12 protein-coding genes, 1 tRNA gene and 2 CRISPR repeat arrays (1 of these 15 only partly in view) are annotated in these 22481 nt (G+C 70.7%); of the genes, 4 read left to right on the forward strand and 9 right to left on the reverse strand.

From position 1 onward, the window contains the following. Positions 1-240: 240 nt before the first annotated feature. On the forward strand, positions 241-3543 hold the full coding sequence (locus LG943_RS07290; protein WP_270071430.1) for an AfsR/SARP family transcriptional regulator: 3303 nt from the start codon (positions 241-243) through the stop codon (positions 3541-3543). Positions 3544-3987: 444 nt separating this feature from the next. Beyond that, positions 3988-5247 carry a hypothetical protein gene (locus tag LG943_RS07295; RefSeq protein ID WP_270071431.1) on the forward strand — a complete coding sequence of 420 codons (1260 nt, stop codon included), beginning with the start codon at positions 3988-3990 and terminating at the stop codon, positions 5245-5247. 426 nt (positions 5248-5673) lie between these two features. Here the strand turns inward: LG943_RS07295 and LG943_RS07300 are convergent, their stop codons facing one another. From LG943_RS07300 to LG943_RS07320, 5 genes are all read right to left on the reverse strand, one after another. Next, positions 5674-7851 (reverse strand): tetratricopeptide repeat protein, encoded by a 2178-nt coding sequence (locus LG943_RS07300; protein WP_270071432.1) that lies wholly within the window; start codon positions 7849-7851, stop codon positions 5674-5676. A 138-nt stretch (positions 7852-7989) separates the two neighbouring features. Further along, entirely contained in the window at positions 7990-9045 is a 1056-nt protein-coding gene (locus LG943_RS07305) for a cytochrome d ubiquinol oxidase subunit II (RefSeq protein WP_270071433.1), read from the reverse strand. Positions 9046-9070: 25 nt separating this feature from the next. Then, positions 9071-10435: a cytochrome ubiquinol oxidase subunit I gene (locus tag LG943_RS07310; RefSeq protein WP_270071434.1), complete on the reverse strand. Its 1365-nt coding sequence runs from the start codon at positions 10433-10435 to the stop codon at positions 9071-9073. A gap of 122 nt (positions 10436-10557) precedes the next feature. Further along, positions 10558-11733 carry a zinc-dependent alcohol dehydrogenase gene (locus LG943_RS07315; RefSeq protein WP_270071435.1) on the reverse strand — a complete coding sequence of 392 codons (1176 nt, stop codon included), beginning with the start codon at positions 11731-11733 and terminating at the stop codon, positions 10558-10560. Beyond that, positions 11730-12215 (reverse strand): hypothetical protein, encoded by a 486-nt coding sequence (locus tag LG943_RS07320; RefSeq protein ID WP_270071436.1) that lies wholly within the window; start codon positions 12213-12215, stop codon positions 11730-11732. The genes LG943_RS07315 and LG943_RS07320 overlap by 4 nt, the downstream gene beginning before the upstream one ends. Positions 12216-12762: 547 nt before the next feature. On the opposite strand from LG943_RS07320, the gene LG943_RS07325 reads away from it, so the two are divergent. After that, entirely contained in the window at positions 12763-13854 is a 1092-nt protein-coding gene (locus tag LG943_RS07325; RefSeq protein WP_270071437.1) for a fatty acid desaturase family protein, read from the forward strand. 571 nt (positions 13855-14425) lie between these two features. After that, positions 14426-14498, forward strand: a tRNA-Arg gene (locus tag LG943_RS07330). Between the two features lie 935 nt (positions 14499-15433). Next, positions 15434-19243: a CRISPR direct-repeat array (repeat unit 29 nt; unit sequence GTGCTCTCCACGCACGTGGAGGTGAACCG). A gap of 94 nt (positions 19244-19337) precedes the next feature. On the opposite strand, the gene LG943_RS07335 is transcribed toward LG943_RS07330, so the two are convergent. The 4 genes from LG943_RS07335 to LG943_RS07350 all read right to left on the reverse strand — a co-directional run bounded on the left by LG943_RS07335 (position 19338) and on the right by LG943_RS07350 (position 22157). After that, positions 19338-19892, reverse strand: a complete 555-nt coding sequence (locus LG943_RS07335; RefSeq protein WP_270071438.1) for an NUDIX domain-containing protein — start codon at positions 19890-19892, stop codon at positions 19338-19340. After that, positions 19889-21151 carry a helix-turn-helix domain-containing protein gene (locus LG943_RS07340; RefSeq protein WP_270071439.1) on the reverse strand — a complete coding sequence of 421 codons (1263 nt, stop codon included), beginning with the start codon at positions 21149-21151 and terminating at the stop codon, positions 19889-19891. The genes LG943_RS07335 and LG943_RS07340 overlap by 4 nt, the downstream gene beginning before the upstream one ends. 501 nt (positions 21152-21652) lie before the next feature. Further along, the gene (locus LG943_RS07345) at positions 21653-21910 is read right to left on the reverse strand and encodes a hypothetical protein (protein ID WP_270071440.1); all 258 of its coding nucleotides are present in this window, start codon (positions 21908-21910) and stop codon (positions 21653-21655) included. Between the two features lie 61 nt (positions 21911-21971). Continuing rightward, positions 21972-22157: a hypothetical protein gene (locus tag LG943_RS07350; protein WP_270071441.1), complete on the reverse strand. Its 186-nt coding sequence runs from the start codon at positions 22155-22157 to the stop codon at positions 21972-21974. 21 nt (positions 22158-22178) lie between these two features. Beyond that, positions 22179-22481: direct repeats of the CRISPR family, unit length 29 nt; unit sequence GTGCTCTCCACGCACGTGGAGGTGAACCG (it continues 641 nt past the right edge of the window).

Below are 22481 nucleotides of genomic sequence, written 5' to 3' on the forward strand. Positions count from 1 at the left end.
TCCGAACATGCGGCGGACCGTGCATTTTCCGGGGAAATGCGCGGAATCCTCGAAGTGGCCATTGTGATTCACGAGGATGATCTTCTGCTTCGCGCTCAGACAATACCCCCACCTCGATAAATCCGCCACATAACCGCAGCTTGGAGCCGCTGTTTTACTTGCGGATAAAAGATCTTGCGCGCGCGTCTGGATAGCGCGCAATTTCGGTGTGACCATAGGCCACAGGAGGGGTGGTGGTCGGTGGAGATTCGGCTGCTCGGGCCTTCGGTGCGCATCATGGTCGACGGCGAATCCGTGGACGCCGGGACCCCGAAGGAGCGTTCGATTTTGGCGAACCTCGCTCTCGAACCCGGCAAGGTGGTGCCCACCCAGCTCATCATCGACCGCGTGTGGGGCGACGCCCCCACCCCGCGGGTGCGCTCCAGCCTCTACGCCTACATCACCCGCCTGCGCGGCCGCCTCGCCGCCGCCGGTGGGGGCTCGGGGGTCGGCCTGCGCTCCCGCTCGCAGGGCTACCTGCTGGAGATCGCCAAGGAGGCGGTCGACTGGCACCGCGCCGAACTCCTGCGCGTGCGCGCCCGCGCCCTGGCGGAGTCCGGCGACCACCGCGCCGCCGTGGTCCTGCTGTCGGAGGCCCTGGACCTGTGGGAGGGCCACCCCCTCGCCGAGATCTCCGGCACCTGGGCCGAGGGCGTGCGCACGAACATGCTGAAGTCGTGGTCGCTGCTGGTCCAGCGCTGGGCGGAGTCGTCCATGCGCATCGGCCACTTCGACGACGTGGTCACCCGCGTATCCGAGGCGGCCGCCGCCGACCCCGTCAACGAGCGCCTGGCCGCCGTCCTCATGGAGGCCCTGGCGGGAAGCGGCCGCCACGCCGAGGCTCTGGAAATCCACGCCCGCCTGCGCGCCGAGCTAGCGGACCGCTACGGAGCCGACCCGGGCCCCGCCACCCAGGCCGTCTTCGAGCGCATCCTGGCGGGCGGCGGGAACGGGGCGAGGACTGCCCGGCAGCGGGCCGGCGCGGTCAGCCTCCCGGTGGCCGGGGCCGAAGTGGACCCGCCCCCGCCCGAGCCCGGTGCCGTATCCCGGGGCGCCGGGGACGAGTCGACGTCTCCGCGAGCCTCGAACGAACGCGCTCCGGAACTCCCGGTCTTCGACAACCTGCCGCGCGACATCGACGACTTCACCGCGCGCGAGGCCGAACTGGCCGACATCGTGGCCCGGGCGCGCGGCCGTCCGGACGCCACGACCGTGGTGGTGGTCCACGGCATGGCGGGCCGCGGCAAGACGGCTCTGGCGGTGAGGGCGGCGCACACGGTCCGCCCCGAGTTCCACACCCGGCTGCACCTGGACATGCGCGGCCACACCGAAGGGCAGCCGCCCCTGGCGCCCGAGCACGGTTTGTACCGGCTCCTGCGGGCGGTGGGCGTGCCCGCCGACGAGATCCCGAGCGAGCCCGAGGCGCGTGCGGCACTGTGGTCGAGTCGCCTGACGGGTCGGCGCACGCTCATCCTCCTGGACGACGCGATCGCCCACCAGGTCGGGCCGCTGATCCCCGGAATCCCCGGCTGCACGGTACTGGTCACCAGTCGGCGCCGCCTCACCGAACTCCACGGCGTCCAGCATCTGGAGTTGGCGGCCCTCGACCCGGCGGAGTCCGCCGCGATGTTCCTGCGGGCGGCCGGCCGTGACCCCGACGCCGAGACCGATCCCGCGACGCGGACGGCCGTCGAGCGCATCACCGCCGACTGCGAAGGGCTGCCGCTCGCCCTGCGGGTGGCGGGCGCCCGGCTCCTCCACCGGCCCGCGTGGACGCCGCAGCACCTCGCGGACCGGATCGCGCGCAACGGGCTGGCTGAAATGCGCTCGACAAGCCACGACGTCGCCGGCGTCTTCGCCACCTCGTTCCACGCCCTCAGCTCTTCGGCGCGGTCCGGCTTCCTGCGCGTGAGCCTGCACCCCTCCGACCGGTTCTCCCTGCCGGCGGCCGCCGCCGCGATCGGGGACGAGGACGAGGGGTTCGCGGCGGCCGAGGCCGTCATCGAGGAACTGCTCGACGCGCACCTCATCGAGGAGACCGGGCCGGAGTCCTACCGGATGCACGCGCTGCTCCGGGAGTTCGCCCGGGGCCGCGCGGCCGAGGAGACGCGGGCGGAGGAGCGGCGGAGCGTCCTGCTGCGGATCATCGACTTCTACTGGGCCGCCGCCGACGCCGCCGACCGGACCGTCCACCCCGGGCGGCCGCGACCCGAGCCCCGCCCTTCTTACCGGGGCGGCCTGCCCGAACTCGACTCGCCCCTGGCGGCCCGCCGCTGGTACGAGGCGGAGTACGCCGCGCTGGAGGCCGCGATGGCCTGCGCCCGCGACGGCGAGTTCGCCCCCGACCCCGATTTCCGCGCCCGCGCGGCCTACCTGCCGCTGTCCCTGGGCGGCCTGTACGACAGCGACGGCCCGTGGGGGAGCGCCGAAGAGCAGTTGCGGGCAGCCTTGGACCTGCTACGGGAGCGCGACGACGCGGAGGGCACCGCCTTCGCGGCCTACGAACTGAGCCGAGTACAGCGCCGCCTTGGGCGTACTGCCCTGGCCGAGGCCAACTCCCGACTCGCACTGGACATGTGGCGGGGCCGCGAAGAAGGGCGGGGGGAAGCCTATGCGAGGAACCAGTTGGGTCTTGTCCTTGGCGAGACCGGGAAGAACACAGAGGCCCTCATTGAACACCGCGTGGCGCTGAAGTTGCTCCGCGCTTCGGGTGACAAACGCGGATGTGTGCAGGCGTTGGACAATATTGGCACTTGCGCGGCGTCCATGGGTGATTTCTCGGTGGCTGAGAGCGCTTTCGGTGAGGCGCTCGAATTGTTGTCTGATATGGAAGAGCCATCTATCGAGGCATCAGTTCTGAACAACCATGCGGCCATACTTCACCATCGCGGATACCACCGAGAAGCAACTCTGATGTGTGATCGCGCGACATCCGCGTTTGAAAAACTTGGGAACCGCCTGGCGGTAGCCTCTAGCCTCTCGAACGGTGCCGAGGTTCTGGCTTACATCGGACAGCACGAATCGGCCCTGTCTCGATTCCGCCGAGCGCGGGATCATCTGATTGAGATGGGCGACGTTGTCGCCGCGGTGAAGGCCATTCAAGGTATCGGGAGCGCTCTCCTGGCCTTGGGGCGAGCCCAGGAGGCGCTGAGGGCGCTGGAGGAAGGACTGCGACTGGCTGGATCCTGCCCGGCCCCTGCTGCCGAAGCGCCTCTCCTGCTTGCGTGCGGAGACGTGGCTCGGGCCTTGAGGCGTACGGACGACGCCCGGAGGCACTACGAGGCCGCCCTTGAGCTTGCCCGACATGGTGTGTCGGCATTGGACGAGCTCGTCGCCTACGACCGTATCGGCGACCTGTGCGCCGCAGAAGGGCTCATGAACGAGGCGGTCTCCCACTGGAGGAGCGCCCACGGCCTGGCAGCGAGAATGGGAACCCACCATTCACAATCAACGGGTATCAAAATCTCCGTAATGGGACAATACGACTCGGGTGGGCAGTGCTGAGTTGTCCAACCGTTACTGAGTCTGAGGTCTCAGACGGGTCTGCGCGCCTGGTGTGCGTTAGTATCTCCGGTGTTGATGTTTTCTCAACTCAATCGGCATCTTCTATGCCGATTTGATCCTCCCTGCTTTATTCAACATTCGGAGTAGCTCGTTGTTGGCTAGTGTCGCCATTATGGCGATCCATCTCATTTGTCTGTGCGATGCCTTTCGGGTGGCCGGGGTTGAGGTTTGTCTCTTTTCCTGGGAACTGGTGGTAAAGGCATGGATATGGATCAAATGAAGAGTGTTTCTGGCTGGCGATCGCCCCCGGGGGTGGTAGGTGCATTGCCGTGAGGTGGGCTGCAAGGTTCGTGCAAACCCTCCCTGGCAATGTTGCAAGAAGGATCGACAGTACCGCCGTTCATCCTCAGCCTGTGAGGTTGTCTCCGATGCGAAGGAGGAACGGTGGTCGAAGAGGTCCACGGCGCAGTACGAGGGTGGGAGAGAACGGGTCCGCTCGCGCCTCTCACCTGGCCGGCGGCCCGCACGCTATTGGGCGTCGTGCATCATTGGGGAGCAGGGGATCGTCTTGCGGACGTGATTCCGCCCTTGCTTGAGAAATCGCCCACCAACCAGCTCGTCTACTCCGTCCCTCCGGGGTCGAGGTTCGCGTCCTCGGGAACGGAGTTCGTCCGCAGGCTCGGTGCCGCCGTCCTCCCCTGGGAGGAAGTCCGGCACCATGGCTTCGATCTCGCCGTGGCGGCGAACCTAGGGCTGCTGGACGAAGTGCGTGCGCCCACCCTGCTGCTTCCCCACGGTGTGGGCTACTCCAAGCTCGTGCCGCGCAACCCCGGATACGGGCCGCCCGTGCGGCGGCCGCTCGGCGGCGCGATCGCCGACGGGCTTCTCCGCTACGGGCGCGTGGTGCCCGCCGCGATCGGTGTTCCGCACGAACGCCAACTCGACCAGATCGCCGAGCATGTACCCGACGCCCTCCAGGTGTGCCACGTCGTCGGTGACCCCTGCTACGACCGCATGGTCGCCGGCCTGCGGCTCCGCAAGATGTACAGGCAAGCGCTCGGTGTCAATGACGCGCAACGTCTGGTGCTCGTCTCCAGCACCTGGGGGCCGCACAGCGTCGCGGGCGCCCGATCCGGCCTGCTGAACCGCTTGCCGACCGAGTTGGCGGGCGGCTATGTCACGGCGGCGGTCCTTCACCCCGGCATTTGGTGGGTCCACGGGCGACGTCAGGTCCGCGCGTGGCTGGAGCCCGCTCTGCGGGCCGGGCTGCGGCTGCTGGCTCCCGAAGCGGCGTGGCAGGCCGCTCTCGTCGCCGCGGACGCCGTGTTGGGAGACCAGGGCAGTCTTACCATGTACGCGGCTAGCTTGGGCCGCCCCGTGCTCCTTGCCGCCGGGCGTCTCACCGAGGTGGCCCCCGGTTCCCAGGTGGCGGAGCTGTACCGCCGCGCCCGCGCGTTCGACGCCGACGCGCCCGCCCGCCCGCAGATCGAGGCGGCGATCGACGCCTACGATCCCGAGCAGGGAGCGGCCATGGCCGCGCTGCTCACCTCCGCCCCCGGGTGCGCCGCCGAACGGCTGCGCGGCCTCATGTACTCTCTCATGGGGTGCCAGGAGCCGACGGATCCGCCGCCCCCGCATCCCCTTCCCGCACCGACACTGGTCGGCGCGGATGATCGCGGCTACGCCGAGCCCCACGTGTCATGACGCCGCTCGGAGGAGACAGCCGGCCGCCGACCGCCCGGGTGCGCTGCAAGCTGCTGGTGGAAGACGGAGCCGGCGCGGTCGTCCGCCAGGTCACCGACGACCAGGTGTGGGCGGAGCACCGGCGTGCCGACCCGGCGTGGCTCCGCATCGCCGACGTGATCGTGTGCGACGGCGACGCGGCCGCCGCCCTGCGCGACTGCCCGGCCTGCCGCGTCGTGGTGGTGCGGCGCCCGCCGCCGGCCGGCGCCGCGGTGGTGCAAGCGGTGCGGCGTGACGCCGTGCCCTCCTCGGCGGAGCCCGGCGGTGTGCTTCGCCTGCCCGCCCGCTCCGGCTGGGACGCCCGTCTGCTCGGCGCTGTCGCCCACGCCTGGGTCACCGTGGGTGGCGCCCCGGCCGACCTCGCGCGGGCATGGCCGGACCGCCGCCTCAGCGCTCTCTCGGTGGCGGCAGGTCGGCGATCCGCTGACGTATCGCTTCGGCTTGGGGGGCGCCGAGTGCGCTGTAGATGGACAATGCGGTGCTGAGGTGCGTCCAGACGGCCTCGGCGGAGCCTAGGACCGAGGCGGTGTCGGCCCACAGCACGTGGATCCGGGCCGCCTCGGCTCGGGCGCCGATCCGTTCGCTGATGCCCAGCGCCTCGTCAAGCGCCTGTTCGGCGGCGGACGTCTCACCGTCGGCGACGAGGCAGGGCACCAGTTCGACCAGGGAGCGGATCCGCAGGTAGGGCTCGGTGTCCTCGCCGAAGTAGTCCAACGCGTGTCGGAAATGCGCCTTGGCGGCGGCGTGGTCGCCCTGGTCGCGTGCGGCCTCGCCGAGACGGCGGCGCATCGAGGCGATGCCGCGCTCGCGGCCGAGCCGGCGGTGGACCTCCAGCGCGCGGCTGAAATACCCCGCGGCGGAATCGGGGTTTCCCAACGCCATTTCGGATATCCCCAGATCCTCCAGAGTCGAGGCGCGCCCCAAGGCGTGGCCGGCCCGTTCCCATAGGTCGAGGGCGGAACGCTGGTGCTCGCGCGCGGATCTCGCATCACCGAGCTGCGTCTGTAAAACCCCTAAATTGCTCAGTACCAACGCCTCTGCCGCTGCATCCCCGAGAATCCGTGCGGAGGCGAGGGCCGTTCTGTGCGTGGCATCCCACGCGTCGTAGTGCTTTCGCACATTGAACAGCGTCCTGAGCGCCTCGCAGAGCTGCCAGCACGTCTCGTGGTCGCCGGTCTCGTGGCAGTCCGCGATCCAGGCCCGCAGGTTGGGCAGTTCGGCCTCAAGCCATGCCACGGCGGCCGTGCGGTCGGCGAAGCTCTCGCCGTCGCGCTCCTCCTCGAACCGGGGGCCCAGGTGCCATCGGCCGGGGTTGAGGGCCAGGTCGGCGTTGACGGCCGAATCCAGGAAGTAGCGGCCCAGGCGGCGGCGCGCCTCCTCGCGGGCTTCCGGCCCTTCGTCTGCGGCCAGCCGCTCCCGCGCGTGCAGCCGGGCCAGGTCGTGCTGGCGGTAGCGGCCGGGGGCGTGCTCCTCCAGCAGGCTGGCCGCGAGCAGGTCGTCCACGGCGTCCTCGGCCCGCTCCTCGCCGGCGCCGAGCAGGGCGGCGGCCGCGGTGACCGTCGTGTCGGGGCCGGAGGGCAGGCCCAGCAGGCGGTACAGGCGCCGCGCCGTCGGGTCCAGGTGGGCGTAGGAGCTGTCGAAGACGGCCTGCACGGAGGACTCCTCGGGTTCCTGGTGCCGGCTGAGCCGGGCGATGCGGCCGTGCTCGGTGTCGAGTTGGGCGACCAGCCGGCCGACCGACTGGTGCGGGCGCAGCGCGAGCCGGCTCGCCGCCGCGCACAGCGCCAGGGGGAGCCCGCCGCACAGGCGGGTCAGGCGGTTCACCGCCTCGGTCTCCCGCCGGGGGCGGTCGTCGCCCAGCACCCGGGCCACCAGGTGCGCCGCCGCGTCGCCCGGCAGCGGCCCCACCTGGAGGAACGTCGCGCCCTCCGGCGCCAGTCCGGTCAGCCGCAACCGCGTCGTGACGACCACCAGGTGCGCGCCGCCGCCCGGCAGCAGCAGCCGCACCTGCGCGGCCGAGGCCGCGTTGTCCAGCAGGACCGCCAGGGAGCGCCCGGCGGTGCGGGAGCGGAACTGCGCCGCGCGGGCCGCCGGGTCGGCGGGGATGGCGCCGGCCTCGGTGTTGAGCGAGCGCAGGAAGCCGTCGAGGACGGCGCCGGGGTCGAGCGGCGCCGCCCCGGGCGCGAATCCGCGGAGGTCGGCGTGGAGCAGGCCGTCAGGGAAGGAGTCGGCGGCCGTGTGGAGGAATCGGGCCGCCAAGGCGGTTTTCCCCACACCGCCCGGACCGCTCACGACCACAATGCGCGGAAGGCCGTCGCGCTGCGCGGCGAGGGCGGCGCCGTCCAGAATTCCCTGCTCCCGCTCGCGGTCGGTGAAATGGCGCGGGGCCAGCGGCACCTGCCGCGGCGGATCGCCCCGGTCGCCGGTGTGGATGTGGACGCCACCGTGCACGGCTCCCGCCTGCACGACCGCGTCGACCCTGCCGCCGGGTACGGCGAACTCGTTGCGCGCGGGCGCCGCGCCGTCCGGCCGCTGGGAGTCGTCGAAGTCACTGGGGGAGCGCATGCCTTCGCTTTCTCTGGTGAAAAGCGATGGTAACACTCCACTTGCCGATCAATGGTGGTGCGCGGGTTTCCACTGAGGGCGGTGAGGTTAAAGGGAAGCCATACCGGAAAAAGGAACTTGTTCACCGGCCGGAATAAACTAGGAATTATTCTCCGCCCTCGGGAAAGCCCCCGCGTCCCCGCTTTCACCCTCCCCCTGACCGTCCCCCCGCTGGAAGGTCGCGTAGAGCCACACCAGCGACGGCACCAGCAGCACGGCCCCCACCGCCAGCGCACCCAGGGTCGCGGCCAGGACCGCGTCCGTGGCCGCCGCCTCCCGCAGCGTGACCCCGGGCAGCAGGCGGGGGTACTGCCCCACCCCCCACCCCCACAGCAGGCCCACCACCGCCAGCGCCGCCGTCACCCGCACCGCGAGGAACGCGCGGGTCCAAGCCAGCAGCGCCAGCGACACCACCCCGGCCGCCACCGACAGCGCCAGCAGCGGCAGCGCCGCGCCCGTGGTCAACCGGTCGAACAGGCGCGGCGCGTCGGCCCGCAGCACCACCAAACCCACGGCCGACAACCCGCCCACCACCACCCCGGCGGCCAGCGCGCGGCGGCGGAAGGCCGCGGCCAGACCCGCGTCGCCGGCGCGCTGGGCGTCGCGCGTGAGGTAGACCGCCGCCAGATAGGCGGCCGTGCCCACCGCCAGCGCCCCGCTGACCAGCGACGTCGGGTTGAGCCAACTGGCCGCCAGGTCGCCCTCGGCGATCCCCGGCGGCACCCGGCCCGAGGCGATCGCCCCGGCGACCGTGCCCAGGAAGAAGGGCGTGACCACCGACGAGAACGCGAACGCGGCGCCGAACAGCCGCCGCTGCCACAGCAGCGTGCTCGCCTTGCGGAACGCGAACGCCGACCCGCGCGCGATGATGCCCAGCGCCGTCAGCGTCAGCGGGATGTAGAGCGTGGAGGCCACCGCGGCGAACACCGAGGGCACCCCCGTCCACGCCAGCACGATCACGAAGATCAGCCACACGTGATTGGCCTCCCACACCGGACCGATCGCGTGCTCCACCAGCGCCCGCTGCCGCGCGCCGCGCTCGGCGCCCCCGGCGAGCAGGTCCCACACCCCGCCCCCGAAGTCGGCCCCGCCGAACAGCACGTAGGCGGTGACCCCGATCCACAGCAGCCCCAGCAGGATCTCCGGCAGCGGCATGGCGCACCCCCTCCACAGCCTGGCGCTAGACGACCTTGTAGTCGCTGACGTCGCGCTCCTGCGGCGCCACCGGCACGGGCTTCTCCCGCGCCATCCGCCGCAGGACGTACACGGTGGCCACGGTCAGCACCGCGTACACCGCGGCCACCCCCGCGAACCCGTAGACCAGGCCCGGCGCGGGGTTGACGGCCTCGGAGGTGCGCATCACCCCGTAGACGAGCCAGGGCTGGCGGCCGACCTCGGTGACCGTCCACCCCGCCTCCAGCGCCACCACCGCCGCCGCGCCCGCCAGCGCGGCGGCGCGCAGGAACCACGGCGAGCGCGGCAGGTCGCGGCGCCGCCACCACGCCCACCACTGCCACGCCACCAGCGCCAGCAGGGCGAACCCGAGGCCCACCATGACCTGGAACGCCCAGTGCACGACGTTGACGGGCGGGTGCTCGGCCGTCGGCACCTCGTTCAGGCCGGCGATCTCGGCGTTGGGGTCCCAGTGCGCCAGCAGGGACAGGCCGTAGGGGATCTCCAGTGCGTAGCGCAGCTCGCCGTCGACCGCCACCCCGCCCAGGTGCAGCGGCACACCCCGCTCCGTCTCGAAGACCCCCTCCATGGCCGCGAGCTTCACCGGCTGGTTCTCGGCGACGAAGTGCGCCGCCCAGTCGCCCACCCCGATCTGCACGGGGGTGATCACGGCGGCCACGGTGAAGGGGATGAGGAACCCGACGCGGTGGTAGCGGTCGCGGCGGCCGCGCAGCATGGCCACCGCGTAGACGGCGGCCATCGAGAACCCGGCCACCATGAACGCCGCCAGGATCATGTGCACCGTCTGCGGCGGGGTGGCGGGGTTGAACATCGCGGCCCAGGGCTCCACGGCCGTCACCCGCCCCTCGCGGGTGTCGAAGCCGGTGGGCTGCTGCATCCAGGCGTTGGCGGTCACCACGAAGAACGCGCTGGCCACGCCCGCGATCACGATGGGGATCCCGGACAGCAGGTGCGGCACGGGCGGCAGCCGGTCCCAGGCGTAGAGGTAGATGCCCAGGAAGATCGCCTCGATGAAGAACGCGATGCCCTCCAGCGCGAACGGCAGGCCGATCACCTCGCCGTAGGTGCCCATGAGGCCCGGCCACAGCAGGCCCATCTCAAAGGACAGGATGGTGCCCGACACCGCGCCCACCGCGAACAGCACGCCCATGGCCTTGGCCCAGCGCCGGGCGAGCAGTTGGACGTGGGGGTCGCCGGTGCGGTGGCCGCGCCACTCGGCGATCAGGGTGATGGCGGGCATGCCCACCCCCAGGCAGGCGACGATGATGTGCCAGCCCAGCGACAGCGCCATCTGGAGGCGCGCCGCCATGAGGTTGTGCGGGTTCACCGCGTCGGCGACCAGGACGTCCACCGCCCACCTCCGCCCTCTCCCGGGCCGGGGGGGGGGGGCCCGGGGGCGGCCCCCCCCCCCCCCCCCCCCCCCCCCCCCCCCCGGCCGGCGCCGCTCGCGCGCGCCGGCCGCCGGCCCCGCCGTCAGGCCGCCTGCGGGTGGAGAACCGCCCGCACGCACCCGTCCCTCTTGTGCTTGAACAGCTCATAGCCCCGCGCGCCCTCGCTCAGCGGCAGCGGGTGCGTGGTCAGGTGCGCGGTGGGGATCTCGCCGGCCGCCATCCGCTCCAGCAGTTCGGGGATGTAGCGCTGGCCGTGCTGCTGGGCGCTGCGCAGGGTGAGGCCCTTGTTGACCACGGCGCCCATGGGGAACTTGTCCACGAAGCTGCCGAAGACACCCACGACCGAGACCACGCCGCCCTTGCCGCACGCCAGGATCGCCTCGCGCAGGGCCACGGCCCGCTCGGCCAGGCGAGGGAGCTGCTTGGCGCGGTCGTAGGCGTACTGCGGGCCGAACCCGTGCGCCTCCATGCCGACCGCCTCGATACAGGCGTCGGGGCCGCGCCCGGCGGTGATGTCGCGCAGCGCCTCGACCACGTCGACCTCCCCGTAGTCCAGGGTGTCCAGGCCGAGGTGGCGGTGGACCTGCTCCAGGCGCTCGGGGAAGCGGTCGATGACCACGACCCGCTCGGCGCCCATCAGCCGGGCCGCGAGGGCGGCCATCTGCCCCACGCCGCCCGCGCCCCACACGGCGACGACGTCGCCGGGGCGGATGTCGCAGAAGTCGGCGGCCATCCAGCCGGTGGGCACGGCGTCGGAGGCGTAGACGGCGGAGTCGTCGTCGAGGGCGCCGGGCACCGGGAAGGAGCCGACGTCGGCGAAGGGCACCCGCACGTACTCGGCGTGGCTGCCGGCGTAGCCGCCGACCAGGTGGGAGTAGCCGAAGATCCCGCCGCCCGCGTAGCCGTACAGGTCCTCGAAGGCGGCCGGCTGGGCATTGCCGTTGTCGCACAGGGAGAACCGGCCCTCGCGGCAGTAGCGGCAGTGGCCGCAGGAGATGATCGAGCACACCACGACGCGGTCGCCGACGCGGCGCTCGCGCACGCCCGGGCCGACCTCCACGATCTCGCCGATGAACTCGTGGCCCAGGATGTCGCCGCGCCGCATGGCGGGGATGTAGCCGTCGATGAGGTGCAGGTCGGAGCCGCAGACGGCGCTGGCCGTGATGCGCACGATCGCGTCGCCGTCGTTGAGCAGGCGGGGCTCGGGGACGTCCTTGACGGCCAGGTCGTTGACGCCCATCCAGCACAGGGCCTTCATCCGCGGCCTCCCTTGGTCAGCGCGGAGTTGACGCGCTTCTGCACGGCCCGCTGCGCGCGGCCGCGGCCGGAGGGCTGGCCCTTGACGGTCACGGCCTCGCCGCACTCCAGGACGGACTTCAGTGCCCGCAGGTCGGCGCGCAGCCGCCCGTCGTGGTCGGCGGCGGAGGGGCCGGTGGCCATCACGCGGACCTCGGTGCCGCGGTCGTGCGGGGCGGGGGTGAGGGTGACCAGCAGGCGCAGGCCGCGCGCGCGGGGCACGCGCTCGGGCTCGCCGCCCTCGGCGGACTGGGGGGTGACGCGGGCGAACAGGCCGGGGAGGCGGTCGGGCTGCTGCCAGGCGGCGGCGACCTCGCCGGGCGAGGACACGACGGTGGCGACGTGCTCGACGTGGCGGCGCTGCCGCGCCCGGCGCCGGGCGAGCGCGGCGGCCACCCCGACGGTGGCCACGGCCCCGCCGACGACGGCGGCGTTCCTGATCATCGGATTCCTCCTGTGCTGGTCGGGTGACCCGGCCGGGGCATGGAGCCTCCGTTCCTCGGGACCCTTCGCCCACTGCCCCGCCCCCGCGCGTTGAATCGCGGGGGAGGGCGACTCGCGGCCGGACCCCGACCGCGATCGGAAACCGGGTGCGGATCGCCGCCGTTGCGGTCACCGGAGCCACCGCGGAAAGAGGACCGCCGTATTGCCTGTGTCGACGCGTTTTCGCGAATCCAACCGACCACCGCCGGCATCGTGCCGAAGCCGCCGGGGAACACCGACCCGCTCACTCGCGTTGTCATGGTTGAGCTGCCAAGGACCGACAGGGCGAATTCCGCGCCCGCGGCGCCTCCTTCAGCACACCTGACCCAGGCGGTTCACTTTTCCGGGTTCTCCTGGAACGGAGGACGTTCAGTACGCCACGGCCGTGCCTCCACGGACCGGCCGCCATCCGTCCCGAACAGGAGTGACACTTCCAAATGTGCGATGCCACCGTAATCGGCCCGGACGCGCGGACGCCGCGGGCGCCCGTGGGTTGGAAGCAGGCGACATGTCCGTAGAGACCTCGGCTTCCCACGAGGAGCCCCGCCCCGGCGGCCCCGGCCGCGGGCAACCGGATCCGCCCCGCCGGGGTAGCGACTACGCCGTGCTCTCGCGGGAGGTCCAGGCGGCGGGGCTGCTGAAGCGGCGGCCCCTGTCCTACGCGGTCCGGATCGGCGTCAACCTGGTGTTGCTGGCCGCGGGATGGATCGCCTTCGCGCTGATCGGCCCGTCGTGGTGGCAGTTGCTGGTCGCCGCCTACTTCGCGGTGGCCTTCACTCAGAGCGCGTTCATCGGGCACGACGCCGGGCACCAACAAGTTTCGAACTCCAAGCGGGTCAATGATCTGATCGGGCGGCTGTACGGCAACCTGCTGACCGGAATCGACTACGGCTGGTGGGTCTCCAAGCACAACCGCCACCACGCCCACCCCAACCACGTGGATCGCGATCCCGACATCGACGGCAACGCGATCGCCTTCACCCGCGAGCAGGCCCAGGCCCGGCGGGGCGTGGGGGTGCTGCTGGCGCGCAGCCAGGCGTGGCTGTTCTTCCCGATGCTCCTTCTGGAGGGGCTGCACCTGCACTACGCGAGCGTGCGGTCGCTGTTCGACCGGACGGGCTCGGCGCGCGGCGGCGCCCGCCTGCTCCACGGGGCGCTGCTCCTCACCCACTTCGTCGGCTACCTGGGCGCCGTGCTCCTGGTGCTCACTCCGCTACAGGCGGTATGCTTCATCGCGGTGCACCAGGGGCTGTTCGGCCTGTACATGGGATGCGCGTTCGCGCCGAACCACAAGGGAATGCCGATCATCGCCAAGGGCGACAAGGTCGACTTCCTCCGCCGCCAGGTCCTGACCTCGCGCAACATCCGGGGCGGGCGCTTCACCGACATCCTCCTCGGCGGGCTCAACTACCAGGTCGAACACCACCTGTTCCCGTCCATGCCGCGTTCGGCCCTGCCCCGGGTCCAGCCCCTGGTCCGGGCGTTCTGCGCGCAGCACGGGATCGCCTACCACGAGACCAGCCTGCTCGACTCCTACGCCCAGGTCCTCCGCCACCTCCACACGGTGGGCGGCCCGCTGCGGCCCGAACTGGAGTACTGAGGAGCCGCCCCGGCCACCCGCCGGAGGCCGCGGCTCCAGGGCGGCGCGGGAGCCGGGGTTCGGGGTCTGCCGGGGTGTCTGCGTCTGCCGGGGTGTCGGGACCACCGGTTCACCCACCAGGTGCCCACCCCATCCCCGCCCCTGCCCACCCTCCGGGCGCCCGAGGCTCGGGAGGACCGGGGGGACCGCCGGGTGACCGGAGGAACCGGGTGCGTCGGCCGCCGGGCTGGCCCAAGTTGGCGAAACACCCGCGGTAGGCACCCCACCTGCGGTTAATCACGGGTAACGTGTTCCAGGGAGGCCGGTAGCGACCGATTTGGTGGAGCGCGCGTGCTAACGAGGCGCAACTACGAATGTCCGTAGTTGTTATTATTTTGCCCGGTGATGGGTGACATCTACCGAATACCCTAGAATGTCATCGCAGCCCAGGCCCCGCCCCGGCACAGCCCACCACGCTGACCACAGGCGGCCGCCCCCGTGGCCCACCCCGCACCACCCCCGGCCCCCCGTCCGCGAACCCGCAGGTCACAATGACCTCACCGGCCCCCGGGCCCGGCGACAATTGAATCGAGCACCTGTAGCTCAGTGGATAGAGCATCGGACTTCTAATCCGACGGTCGCAGGTTCGAATCCTGCCAGGTGCGCCTTGTTTCCGCAGGTCAGCGCGCTGTGGGTCCTCGCTCGCGCCTCGCTTCGGCCTCGATGGTGCTCCGCAGGTGCTCTTAAGTTCGGACTCAGTCGTTTCCGCAGGTCAGGGTACCGACACCAAAGAGCCCGACACGCAGCCCAGCGGCCACGATGTGACGGTGCGGCCGTGACCGCTTGCTCCCAGCCTGCACGGAACTGGGCGGGGTTGAGGGCGAAGAAGGGCCGCTGCCCGACCATCGTGGGAACGGTCATGTACCCGAGCTTGCCGACTGGCACGGTGTTGAGGCCGCTCCTGGGTCTGGGCGCGTTCCGGATTGGAATTGACGACGCGGCCGCGCTGCCCCACCTCAAGACCGGCGAGCTGGTGCGCCGCCCGCCACGGCGCCGGGGGGCCACGTCTCATCCTCCGGGGCGCTGGGCGTCTGCCGGCATGTACGACGACGGTTTCCGACTCTCGGGTGAGTGCCTCGATGCTGTAGCCGGCGGGAAGCAGTTGCCCGATGGTCGAGCCGGTGGTTGCGAGCGGGAGGGCCACGGTGATGTGGTCGATCACGCCCGTCCGAATATGCGGCTTCGCTTTGGAGCGGCCGCTGCGGAAGAGGACGGTGCGCGCACCACCGGCGAACACCGCTCGAATTGCTGCTTCCGGCAACGCCTTCGCAACGTGGACGGCCCGCTGTGGTTATGCTCGGCGAGGTAGCGCCCGCAGGCAGGCGGGAGCCTTTCGGTGCTTGCACTGATCACTGGAGGAATGCGCTGTTCCTCACCTCTCTGCGGACCTGCCCTTGGCAGCCCGGCCCTGTGGCTGTCAGAGGCTGGTGGCACTGCGGTACTGCGCTGAGAATCGACCGAATGGACGCTCCGAATGGATATCTGCACAAAGAGTTACCCGAACGGTATTCGGGTCGGATAAACCCGCAGGTCAATAAGTGTGCTCTCCACGCACGTGGAGGTGAACCTACAAGCCCGTGTTGGTGTCGCCGTCCACGGTCGTGCTCTCCACGCACGTGGAGGTGAACCGCCCATGTTGACGCGGGGCTCGGGTCCGTCGGGGTGCTCTCCACGCACGTGGAGGTGAACCGAGTTCGCCGACGTAGTTCGGCAGGGTGTAGGTGTGCTCTCCACGCACGTGGAGGTGAACCGGCCCCGACTCGGGCAGGTGGGAGCCGTCCATGGTGCTCTCCACGCACGTGGAGGTGAACCGATCCGCGGGCTGGAGCCGCCGTTCTTGGGGTCGTGCTCTCCACGCACGTGGAGGTGAACCGACGCTGGTCAGAGAAGCGCAAGGGGGGCGTAGGTGCTCTCCACGCACGTGGAGGTGAACCGAGTCTGATTCCCGCTCTCGATGAGGCGGGGATGTGCTCTCCACGCACGTGGAGGTGAACCGTCGCCCCGACCGCGCTCCCCGCGTCGTCGGCGGTGCTCTCCACGCACGTGGAGGTGAACCGGCCCTCACCGCCCGAAACTTGGCCTGGTGGGAGTGCTCTCCACGCACGTGGAGGTGAACCGGCCCTCACCGCCCGAAACTTGGCCTGGTGGGAGTGCTCTCCACGCACGTGGAGGTGAACCTCGATCCGGCCCTGTGCGCGGGTGATGTCGTAGGTGCTCTCCACGCACGTGGAGGTGAACCGACCGTGCGCCGGCACCGCCCGGCCCGCCCGGGGTGCTCTCCACGCACGTGGAGGTGAACCTGCGAGGGATGCGTCGTCGCAGATTTTGTACCGGTGCTCTCCACGCACGTGGAGGTGAACCGGCGCAACGCCAACGCCGGTTCCGCGCCGCGTAGTGCTCTCCACGCACGTGGAGGTGAACCGGGGACGACCTCATCCGCCGGCCGCTGGACGAGGTGCTCTCCACGCACGTGGAGGTGAACCGAACGGTGACCGCTGATGGCGACGTTGACCGTGGTGCTCTCCACGCACGTGGAGGTGAACCGCGGGCAAAACAGGCGTCCATGTGTACGTGTGCGTGCTCTCCACGCACGTGGAGGTGAACCGACCGATGAGACAGGACGTGCCGATGACCTCTAGTGCTCTCCACGCACGTGGAGGTGAACCGCCCCCATCGGCAGCTTCGCCCCGGGCGACGACGTGCTCTCCACGCACGTGGAGGTGAACCGCCCTTTTCAGTTACGGAACTGTGGGCAAATGAGTGCTCTCCACGCACGTGGAGGTGAACCGCCGTTCGGTCGCCCGACCGACCGAACGCGGCGGTGCTCTCCACGCACGTGGAGGTGAACCGGAAGCGGTCCGCCGGATGCTGAGCGGCAAGGTGTGCTCTCCACGCACGTGGAGGTGAACCGGTTTTCGACGCCCCTGATTGCGCCGTGGCGCTGTGCTCTCCACGCACGTGGAGGTGAACCGTCGGCGGGCGTGGCCTTCGCGAGGGCGGCGCAGTGCTCTCCACGCACGTGGAGGTGAACCGGTCGGGGAGTCGGTGATCGGCCGCACCCAGCAGTGCTCTCCACGCACGTGGAGGTGAACCGCAGGCGTCATCTTCTTGCCGTCGGCCACCAGGGTGCTCTCCACGCACGTGGAGGTGAACCGTGCGGTAGTCGGCCGACGTCGGCCGGATGGGCGTGCTCTCCACGCACGTGGAGGTGAACCGACGATGCACAGGCGGCACCGCACCCGCCCGGCGTGCTCTCCACGCACGTGGAGGTGAACCGATGTCCGCGCCGTCGACTCTGCGGTGCGCCGGTGCTCTCCACGCACGTGGAGGTGAACCGAGCTGGAGGTCGACCCGCTCGGGTCCCTTCCAGTGCTCTCCACGCACGTGGAGGTGAACCGAGGCGTATCGCGGGTGGCCACTGGATCGTGTGGTGCTCTCCACGCACGTGGAGGTGAACCGGTCCCCGGTGAGGTGGAGGAGGTCACCGTGGCGTGCTCTCCACGCACGTGGAGGTGAACCGCAGCCGTTGAGCATGGTGGCGGGCCCGCGGCCGTGCTCTCCACGCACGTGGAGGTGAACCGGACACCGCCCCCGGAGCCCACCCCGTGGAGACGTGCTCTCCACGCACGTGGAGGTGAACCGCCGCGTCGGTGGCGCTGGCCGAGCCCTCGGGCGTGCTCTCCACGCACGTGGAGGTGAACCGGCCGGGGACGTGCGGGTGCAGCTGGCCCGCTGGTGCTCTCCACGCACGTGGAGGTGAACCGGTGTCCTCGCTGTTCTCGTCCCTGGATTCGGAGTGCTCTCCACGCACGTGGAGGTGAACCGGGCCTTGATGTGCTCCCCTCGGAGGCGGAGCTGTGCTCTCCACGCACGTGGAGGTGAACCGACAATGTTCCAGGTGAAGACGCCGATCCGCTCGTGCTCTCCACGCACGTGGAGGTGAACCGCCCGACGGCTTCGCCCGCACCTCGGCCCTGGTGTGCTCTCCACGCACGTGGAGGTGAACCGGTCGCCCCGTGCTCCAGGGCGCCCATGACCAGGTGCTCTCCACGCACGTGGAGGTGAACCGTGCGACGCGTGCGGTCCGTGCGCCCAGTGCTAGTGCTCTCCACGCACGTGGAGGTGAACCGGCGCCCGGCCGCTGGGCGCCCGAGACCAAGGTGTGCTCTCCACGCACGTGGAGGTGAACCGCCGCTATGAGAATCGCCGCCCGTCTCGGCGCCGTGCTCTCCACGCACGTGGAGGTGAACCGAGGTGCTGCACGCGCTGTGGTCGGCCACCGCCGTGCTCTCCACGCACGTGGAGGTGAACCGGACGGTGGACTGCTCGATCCCGGCGCGCTTGGGTGCTCTCCACGCACGTGGAGGTGAACCGCCCACGACGCCGCGACCGCCCACGCCAACACCGTGCTCTCCACGCACGTGGAGGTGAACCCTGTACCGGGGCGACGACGACGCCTGGGGCCCCGTGCTCTCCACGCACGTGGAGGTGAACCGTTTCGAGGTGTGCGCTTATCTTTGAGTCCTCGGTGCTCTCCACGCACGTGGAGGTGAACCGGGGACGTGCCCCAGACGGGTGTAGCGGTCGTGGTGCTCTCCACGCACGTGGAGGTGAACCGAGGTGCTGCACGCGCTGTGGTCGGCCACCGCCGTGCTCTCCACGCACGTGAAGGTGAACCGGGCCGCAGCGCCGCCAGGATGGCCTGGTAGTGGTGCTCTCCACGCACGTGGAGGTGAACCGGATGTCCGCGGCGTGGGGCCAGACGGGTGCCTGTGCTCTCCACGCACGTGGAGGTGAACCGCCGTTCGAGGGCGCGCAGACACTGGCGGGACTGTGCTCTCCACGCATGTGGAGGTGAACCGAACGCCTGCTGGACGCTCTCGCGCAGGCCCAGGTGCTCTCCACGCACGTGGAGGTGAACCGCCGGACATGTCCATGCCGGGGCCGTCGGGATTGTGCTCTCCACGCACGTGGAGGTGAACCGGCGTGGCTCGCGATCCGGTCCCAGGCCGACAGGTGCTCTCCACGCACGTGGAGGTGAACCGCCCTTGACGCCGATAGGGTCCGCGTGGACCTGGTGCTCTCCACGCACGTGGAGGTGAACCGTCGGCGGGCTCCACGCCCAGCGCGGTGACCTCGTGCTCTCCACGCACGTGGAGGTGAACCGTCGGCCACGTCGTAGCCGGCGGCCAGGTGGTCGTGCTCTCCACGCACGTGGAGGTGAACCGGCGTACCGGCTCCACCGCACCCGCACCGGGTGGTGCTCTCCACGCACGTGGAGGTGAACCGATCGGCAGCAGGGTGAGCAGGGCGGCGGTGCCGTGCTCTCCACGCACGTGGAGGTGAACCGGGGTGGCACTGGTGCCTCGCCTGTGGTCGCGACCGCGCACGCCTGCTCGACGTCGCGGTGGCGCACCAGTTTCCTGAAACGATCGCGAAGGCTTTCAGGGTGCCGGGTGAGCCGATGGGCCGCGGCCGTTGTGGAGGTACACGGGTGTCCTGGTGCTGAGGGCGGCGAGTGCTGCGCGGGTGCGGCGCCACACGTCGGCGCGCAGCCGCTGCTCGGCCTCGCCACGTCCGCAGAACTCGGCGCGTCTCAGTTCCTCGTCGGCTGGAGCCAGTGCGGCCGCTTGGGCGGGGCCGAGCACGCCGCCGTCGAATACGAACATCAGGAGGTCGTCCCAGGGGCCGTGCGGGGCGACCCAGTCCACACACAGCAGCCCGCCCAGCTCGATGTCGAGGCCGAGTTCTTCCCGAAGTTCGCGCCAGGCCGTCTGCGCGGGGGGTTCATTGGCCTCGGCCATGCCGCCGGGGATGTCCCAGGGGGGCTTGTAGGAGGGGTCGACCAGCAGGATCCGGCCGCCGGTGTCGTGGATGACCACCTCGGCCGCCACGCGCTTGCGCGGCTGGACCCTGTTGCCCTCCGCAAGGTGGGCCTGCCAGGCGTGGGGATCGCGCTGGTAGAGGGGGGCGTCGTCGGGGTGGTCGGGGGTGCTCATCGCGGTCCGTCCTGCTGTTCGCCGGCCAGCCAGTGGTACATGCCGTTGTGCTGGGCCACTGTTCCTCGAAGCCGCGGCAGAGCCGCGTCGACGCTGCGGGTGCCGGTGAAGGGGATCAGCGCCTGGGTGAGCGTGTGGACCTCCTCGGCGACCACTTGGGAGCTGACGGCGCCGAGGCTGTGGCCGGCAGCGACCGCCACGGCGCATGCCTGCTCCACCTCGCCCTGGCCAAGCAGTGCGCGCGCCCGCAAGAGGGAAGCCAAGGTGCGTGCGCGCAGGCGGTCGGGTTCGCGCAGTTCCAAGGCTCGGTGGGTGTAGGCGGCTGCGGAGGCGTAGTCTCCCAGGTCGCACATGGCGCGCGCCGCCTCGCTGGCAAGGGATCCTTCATCGAAGGGACTGGTCCAATCGAAGCCGATTGGCGCGGGCCGGGCGGTGAGAAGGCGCTTGGCCTCATGGAGGGCCGCCAGGCTCTGCGCGGTTTCGCCTGCCGCCGCTCGGGCGCGCGCTTTCATGGCCAGCAGTCGCCCCCGCAGGGCTGCGTCCTCGCTGCCGTCCAGTTCCGCCCAGCCGTGCTCGGCCGCTGAGAGCGCGGCCCGGTGGTCGCCGTGGTGCAGCGCGAGGTGGCTGCGGCTGGCCCACACCTGGGCCGTGAGCGTGGCGGCCCCGGCGGCCCGCGCCAACGTCAGGGCGCGGTGGAAGTGGCGGGCCGCGGTGTGGGCTCTCCCGGCGTCGTAGGCCATCCATCCGGCCATCTCGGTCAGACCGGCGGCGGAGACGAAGGCCGCGTCGGAGTCGGACGCGGCGACGAGTTCGGGCCCCACCCGGGTGGTGAGGTAGTGCATGACGGCGGTGTAGAGGTGTCCCCCGCCCACCCGGCGGTCCGCCAGCCGGAAGGCGTGCACGGCTTCGGCGTCGGAGCCTAGGACGTTCTCCGGAGGCGCTCCACGGCTACCGACCGCAGAGTCAAAGGGCGGCGGACCGGATGCCGCATTGAGCTCGGCGTGGACATGACGCCCGTTCCCAAGGTCGCTGACGCCTGGAGCACCGAGCCCGCGCAGTGCGACACGGACTTTACCCAGGTCGTGGGCGGGGCGGCCGGTCTCCAGGCGGGAGACGGTGCTCTGGGACAGTCCGGCGCGCAGAGCGATCGCTTCCTGGGTGAGATTGGTGTGGGCGCGCAGCAGGCGGACGACCGTCGACAGGTCGAGGTCGGCCACGGCCCCGGTCACGTCGGCGCGTTTCCAGAACGCGGTGGGCACGCACCCGCAGGTGTCCCGGCGGCGGCCGCACACGGCGCATGGTCCCATGGGTGTTCGTCCTTCGGCCCGGTGTCGTGGGGCCTAGCTTGCCCGCGCCCCGGCCGGACGTCCAGCCGATCGTGAAAGACGCCGACGGGCATCCTTGGCTTGGTTAGCAGAAGGCGCACTACTTCGCACCATCACGCGTCCGGTGTGCATTGCGACCTACACCGCGCGTGGATGCGCATGACCCCCGGTGGCAGCAGCAGTCCCCGCAGCAGTACGCCCCTCAGCGACAGCCGCGTACCACGAATGGCCGGTTCGCTCCCAAGCTCGGCGGGTGCGGTGATTGAGCGGCAGCGTGGCGTGGGGGGTACGGCGAACAGCGTTCACTTGGTGCTGACCGTGTTCACGTGTGAGGCGTGGTTGTTCGTGTGGGTGCCGTGGTGACTGTTCCGGACACGCGTAAACGCATCACTCGGCACTACTACTAATCAGGCAACTCGGCGCCCAGCGGGACGGTCACGGGTTCAGACGCGGGTTCGCGCACTCCTCCACGGTCTGACCCGAGGCCAGGCACGCTCTCATGTCCCGATTGCGCTGCTGCTCTTCCGCAGTGGGGGGCTCACCAGTGGGATTGTCGAGCATGTAGCCGACGATCAAGAACAGGGTGACGAGCACACCGATGATGGACATGCCAACGACGTTCGAGGTCTTGGAGAAGAACCCGGCCGGTGGGTCGTCGGCGGCGGGCTGCTCGGGTGTGTCGGGGAATCCCATGGGCACGTCCTCGCGTAGGGGCTGGAGAGTATGACGACCATTGCGCCGCGGCGGGTTCCCGTCAGAGTGTGAGGAGCCCGAAGACGACCGCGGCAGCGAGACTGATCACGGCAATAACATGGGAGAACCACTTGTGGCGGCGCTGCTTCTTCGCGTCTTCCTGAGCCGCTTTTCGGTCGTCTTCTTCCTTGCGGGTGCGTTCTTCCGCTAGCTGGAGCTGCCGCCCCGACGTCTCGTTCTGCTTCACCAGCTCCGCATTCTCGCGGGAGTGCTCTCCACGCACGTGGAGGTGAACCGGTGGGGTCGAGTTCTTCGCGCCGCTCGGGTTTGTGCTCTCCACGCACGTGGAGGTGAACCGGGCCGGCTCATCGTGCCGCGCGCCTTCCTGGAGTGCTCTCCACGCACGTGGAGGTGAACCGGGCCGGCTCATCGTGCCGCGCGCCTTCCTGGAGTGCTCTCCACGCACGTGGAGGTGAACCGCAGGCCGAGCTACAGGCCCGATCCCAAGAGCAGTGCTCTCCACGCACGTGGAGGTGAACCGGATTCCGCGCCGAATCCGCCGACCAACGCG

Source organism: Streptomonospora mangrovi, from assembly GCF_027604915.1.
Taxonomy (GTDB): domain Bacteria; phylum Actinomycetota; class Actinomycetes; order Streptosporangiales; family Streptosporangiaceae; genus Streptomonospora; species Streptomonospora mangrovi.